5 protein-coding genes and 1 tRNA gene are annotated in these 3,124 nt (G+C 68.7%); 4 read left to right on the plus strand and 2 right to left on the minus strand.

From position 1 onward, the window contains the following. Window positions 1-1,064: hypothetical protein (locus tag VFW24_12525; GenBank protein ID HEX5267589.1), on the minus strand; the 1,064-nt coding region annotated here is incomplete at its 3' end. Window positions 1,065-1,215: 151 nt separating this feature from the next. Between VFW24_12525 and VFW24_12530 the strand changes: the two genes are divergently transcribed. Continuing rightward, a complete protein-coding gene (locus tag VFW24_12530; protein HEX5267590.1) occupies window positions 1,216-1,314 on the plus strand; it encodes an AURKAIP1/COX24 domain-containing protein in 99 nt (32 codons plus the stop codon). A 7-nt stretch (window positions 1,315-1,321) separates the two neighbouring features. On the opposite strand, the gene VFW24_12535 is transcribed toward VFW24_12530, so the two are convergent. Further along, window positions 1,322-1,483, minus strand: a complete 162-nt coding sequence (locus tag VFW24_12535; GenBank protein HEX5267591.1) for a hypothetical protein — start codon at window positions 1,481-1,483, stop codon at window positions 1,322-1,324. Window positions 1,484-1,638: 155 nt separating this feature from the next. Between VFW24_12535 and VFW24_12540 the strand changes: the two genes are divergently transcribed. From VFW24_12540 to VFW24_12550, 3 genes are all read left to right on the plus strand, one after another. Next, window positions 1,639-1,709: transfer RNA gene (locus VFW24_12540), tRNA-Gln, on the plus strand. Window positions 1,710-1,765: 56 nt separating this feature from the next. Then, complete coding sequence (locus VFW24_12545) at window positions 1,766-2,845, plus strand: NTP transferase domain-containing protein (protein HEX5267592.1); 1,080 nt, start codon at window positions 1,766-1,768, stop codon at window positions 2,843-2,845. Window positions 2,846-2,847: 2 nt separating this feature from the next. After that, the coding region (locus tag VFW24_12550; GenBank protein HEX5267593.1) for a ribose-phosphate pyrophosphokinase-like domain-containing protein at window positions 2,848-3,124 on the plus strand (277 nt) is incomplete at its 3' end.

Genomic DNA, 3,124 nt, shown 5'->3' on the forward strand with positions numbered 1-3,124 from the left:
GCTGCGGTATCCACCACTCGCCGGAACTGGAATCTGGAACGGGCACCGTGGTAGGCGGGCAAGGTGACAGCCTGCGGACCGCTGGTAGCGCTGCCGCCAGAGCAGAACGCCTGGGTGGGCGGGGCCGTTGTACCGGTAACGAGACCGCAGGGGAACTGGCCGGATAGATCGGAAAGGCTTGCAACCTCGTTGGACGGAGGGGCGGTCACTGTCACCGGAGTCCCGAAGTCCCAGTAGGTGGCGGTCACCGATGTCGTCAGAGGCGCGTCCGTCAACGTGACAGTGTCCGTGAGGTGGATCCGCACGGCGCGGCCATGTGAGTCGAGCCAGAGCTCGACGGGGTGGTTCGGGCCGGTCACGCCATTGACGAAGTCGGTCAGGGCATTTGGAGGCTCGGGGCTCGACCTCGGGGCGGCTCTCATGGCGGCGGCGAGGTGGGCGCTGTCGAGGATCAAGCGGTACTCGACGACGTGCTCATCATGAATGTCGTATGTCCCAACCTCTGTTGTGGACGCAACGAATGGCCTTAGTGCTGAGAGATCGAGACCGGGATCCAACGCGGGACCGAAGGGGAGGTCTATCCCGTTCAAGATGTCTGTGATAGGTGGCACGCTGCCATGTCCGTAGACCTGGCCGAGAAACGGCCCCGACCGAGCGACCCAGCGCTTACCGACGGGGACAGCAGTTACGGGGAAGGGGATCGAACTGATGGGGCTGTACAACGTCCCGTTTACGAAGATCGCCGGACCGCTGAGGCCGGAGCCGACGTCGCCGATGATGGCATCCTGGTTCGGGATCAGGGTCGTCGTAGTCGTCCCGGGAACGGGCTGGTCCTGGATCTCTCCCAGGTGGTGGACGAAGTCGAACTCACCGGTGGCGTCCGACCGTGTCGGAGGCCCACCGCCAGGGTCCGGGAGCGCGGTTTGGATCTCGAGCCGGGCCGAATGGGCCGGTGTCGTCGGCCCGCTAGGCAGGGTGGCCGACGCTGTCGAGCCGACCGATGCGCCACAGGCGGACCCGGCCAGGGCCAGGACCAAAAGGGGCAGAACGAGGGACCGCTTCACGGTGTGTAGTTCTCCACTGGAGGCCGGGCTCCCGTTCCGGACGGCGGCTAGAGGGTCGAACCGCCGGATCCCGGGTGGTGCTGGGGACGGTCCGGCGGGCAGGCGGATCGAATTTTTGCACCGACAAGAAGTCGCGTAGGGTGTCCGGGCCGTGGGATCCCTGATCAAAAAGCGCCGCAAGCGGATGCGCAAGAAGAAGCACAAGAAGATGCTGAAGGCGACCCGCTGGCAGCGCCGCGCCGGCAAGTAGCCCGCTCCTAGTCCAGCAGGGCTCCCGCCCGGTCCAGGGCCTCGGGATCCATCCGGTCGGCGCCTGAGCACCAGCGGATGACGGCGGGCCCGGTCAGGTCCGACACCGTCCGGGCTTCGAGGTCCCGGACCATCCGGCGGAGGATGTACTCGTTCCGCTCCACCGTCACCGGGTTGGTCCAGCGCTCCCGGCAGAACCGACGGACCGTCTCCTCGGCCGATTCGCCCTGAGGCGGCTAGTGCCGTCGTGATGAGAGAACCCATTGGCCCGGGAGATTGGTGGGCGCTCCCCTATAGGGTCGAAGGCCGGAGCCTCGGGTCCCGGTCGGGGGTCGTTCAATGGTAGGACGCCGGACTTTGGATCCGGGAATGGAGGTTCGAGCCCTCCCCCCCGAGCGAGAGTCGTTCAGGTAGAAAGGACTGCAGTGCCGTCCAAACGCCTCACCGCCGTAGTGCTGGCAGCGGGCGAAGGTACCCGGATGCGCTCCTCGCGCCCCAAGCCCCTCCACCTCCTCTGCGGCCGGCCCATGGTGGCCCACGTGATCGACGCCCTCACCGAGGTGGCGGCCGAGCGGGTCGTGGTCGTGGTCGGGCACGGCGCCGACCGGGTGGTGAAGAAGCTGCAGGAGGTCTGCTCGGCCGAGCCGCCGATCGAGTTCGTCGAGCAGCGGACCCAGCAGGGCACCGGGGACGCCGCCGCCGTCGGGCTCACCGGGCTGCCCAACGACCTCGACGACGACGAGGACGTCGACGTCCTGGTCCTCCCGGGGGACACACCCCTGCTCCGGCCCCCGACCCTGGCCGCCCTCGTGCGGACCCACCGGGAGGCCGACGCCGCCGCCACCCTCCTGACCGCCCGGCTCGAGCAGCCCTTCGGCTACGGACGCATCATCCGCTCCCGCGACGGGCGGGTGGCGCGGGTCGTCGAGGAGGCCGACGCCGACGACGAGGAGCGCGCCATCCAGGAGGTGTGCACGAGCATCTACTGCTTCCGGCGCAGTGTGCTCACGCCCGCCCTGCGGCGCCTCAACCCCGAGAACGCCCAGGGGGAGTACTACCTCACCGACGTGATCGGGGTCATCCACGATGCCGGCTACAACGTGGCGTCGCTCGTGGCCGCCGATCCCATGGAGACGGCGGGGGTCAACGACCGGGCCCAGCTGGCCGTGGCCGAGGCGGAGCTGCGCGACCGCACCAACGAGCGCTGGATGCGTCGGGGCGTCACCATGGTGGATCCCGAGCGCACCTATGTGGAGACGACCGTCGAGCTGGCGCCCGACGTGACCCTGTTCCCGGGGACCGTGCTGCAGGGCACCACCGTGGTCGGGCGCAACTCGGTGATCGGCCCCGACGCCCGCCTGTTCGACTGCGCGGTCGGGGAGGACGCCGTCGTGGAGCAGACCGTCGCGGTTCGCGCCGAGATCGGGGAAGGGGCCCGGATCGGGCCCTTCGTCGTGCTGGACCCGGGCGCGCGAGTGCGCCCCGGTGAAGTCGTTCCCCCATTCGAGCACCGGCTGGGGGAAGGGAGCTGACCATGGAGCTCGTCACCAAGAAGCGCCTGGACCTCTATGCCGGGCGGTCCCATCCCGAGCTGGCCCAGGAGATAGCCGACCACCTCGGCGTGCAGCTGGGGGAGCCGAACCTCTCCGAGTTCGCCAACGGGGAGATGCACTGCCGGTTCAACGAGTCGATCCGGGGCGGGGACGTCTTCATCTTCCAGACCCACGGTCGCGACGTGAACGAGTCGATCATGGAGCAGCTGATCATGATCGACGCCGCCAAGCGCGCCTCGGCCAAGCGGATCACCGCCG

The organism is Acidimicrobiales bacterium (assembly GCA_036273495.1).
In the GTDB taxonomy this organism is placed as follows: domain Bacteria; phylum Actinomycetota; class Acidimicrobiia; order Acidimicrobiales; family JAJPHE01; genus DASSEU01.